Below are 1,717 nucleotides of genomic sequence, written 5' to 3'. Positions count from 1 at the left end.
TTAATGGAAAAATGGATACAGGAAAAAGATAATATTAAAGATTATTTGGGGATATTGGGGGATAAGGTACTTAAGAAAGGATCAATAGAATATGCTCTTGAAATTTACATACAAAACTTCAACAACGATTCATCATATTTGAATTACTGTAGATTAATAAATTTATTTGAAAAAACCAAAGAAACAGCCCTAAGTGAAAAACTGATTAAAGATATGTACAAGAAATATCCTAATTCTTTGTGGTGTGAAAGTAAATTAGAAGAGTTAGGTTAAAAAAGTCTGGCGAAAAAATTATGTAAATGTAAAGTAATTCTTTCCTTTAATAACTTGAATATACTAAGGCTTGTATTGATAGTATTCGAAAATATATGATGAAATATCAATATGAGATTCGTCGGAGGATTTAGATAAGTGTTTATATAGTGATAAATTCAATGGGAGCAGTTGGGCCAGTAACAAACTCTGTTGCATACTATGCTGCTATCCCTGTATCTTTTACGAATTTAGAGGAAATACATAATTTCTCAAAGGAATTTAGTATCTTTGATTCATCAAATGGAAAGAGAAATTAAAATAATTGGGTGTTGAATACTATTAAAAATTGAAGTTATAGATAAAATTAAAGACCTGTAGATGAAATATTTACACCAGGGAAATTTTAAAATGATGACTATTCACTAATAATTCGTGTGGAGAGTAATAAACTTTTATTATATAAGGATACCTTTATACATCATTATGGAAGTGTATCATGGAGAGAGAATCCTCCAGGGTATAGTGAGTTATTATCAGAAAATGAAAAGGATCTTTGGATAAGTGGAGAACAATTATAAAACAACGAATTGATATGAAAAATTGTATAGTGTCAACAATCGGTGGCATAGAATTTTCCTCATAATGCGAGAAATTGTCTGTTTGCTTACCTATAGACCACGCTTGTTTAGCGTTTTTGCAATTTTAATACTCCATATAGTTGTTTCAATTCGAGATGAGTTTGAAATATTTATTGTGATAGTTTTTCATGCTTTTTGGGCGGCACTTTTGGGTAGATGTGGTCATTTTAAATAACCACTTATAGAACCCCTAGGTTTTGCACACCTTTTCCACTCGGTATTCGGAGCAATGATAGTGAATAAATTCGAATTTTACCAGGGTTTTTCGTGAAGTAATGCATCGCCTTTTTTAGAATTTCATTTTTCTCCCTAAGATCACGTAATTGTTTTTGTAATGCCTTCAGCTCAGCCTTTAGGGTAGGATAACGTTTAAACAGCATTTACTTCAGATTGCTCTCTGTATTTTATTCTAACTGTTTTAAGGTATTCGTTTCACATTATTTTCCTGAGCTACTTGTGCTACTAGTTTATTGTTCACTTGAATATATTTTACCCTTTCTTTTTTAAAAGTTTTATCGTAACGTTTTCGTTTTTTAGCCAAATAGATACCTTATTATTGATATATTTTTATTATATCAATCTGTGTCACTTTAATATCTAGCACCAACTCTACTAACAAGGAGTACAAGAAAAACAGTTAATTGTATCTAATATAATAAAACAAAAACAATATTAAATAAATGCAGAAAAATAATTATTGATTATGTGAGTAAAAGTGACACTAATAACAAAATAATCTGTAACAGATCAAAAATATTTTATAAATTAGATATCTACTTACATTGTAATTTAAAATTAATAATATTATTTTGAGGGGATAGCAA

Annotated in this window: 3 protein-coding genes; all 3 read left to right on the top strand. The window is 28.8% G+C overall.

Annotation, left to right across the window (positions count from 1 at the left end; genetic code table 11):
* Positions 1 to 273 (top strand): hypothetical protein (locus tag V7127_RS25550; protein WP_335491016.1); only part of this gene is annotated, 273 nt, incomplete at its 5' end.
* A 149-nt stretch (positions 274 to 422) separates the two neighbouring features.
* Positions 423 to 572, top strand: coding sequence for a hypothetical protein (locus V7127_RS25545; RefSeq protein ID WP_335491013.1), 150 nt, complete (start codon positions 423 to 425; stop codon positions 570 to 572).
* A 117-nt stretch (positions 573 to 689) separates the two neighbouring features.
* On the top strand, positions 690 to 833 hold the full coding sequence (locus V7127_RS25540) for a hypothetical protein (RefSeq protein WP_335491010.1): 144 nt from the start codon (positions 690 to 692) through the stop codon (positions 831 to 833).
* Positions 834 to 1,717 lie beyond the last annotated feature (884 nt).

It is taken from the genome of Bacillus sp. JJ1773, from assembly GCF_036962035.1.
In the GTDB taxonomy this organism is placed as follows: domain Bacteria; phylum Bacillota; class Bacilli; order Bacillales; family Cytobacillaceae; genus Cytobacillus.
Note: the sequence above shows the minus strand (reverse complement) of the source record. Positions and strands in the feature narration are given on the sequence as shown.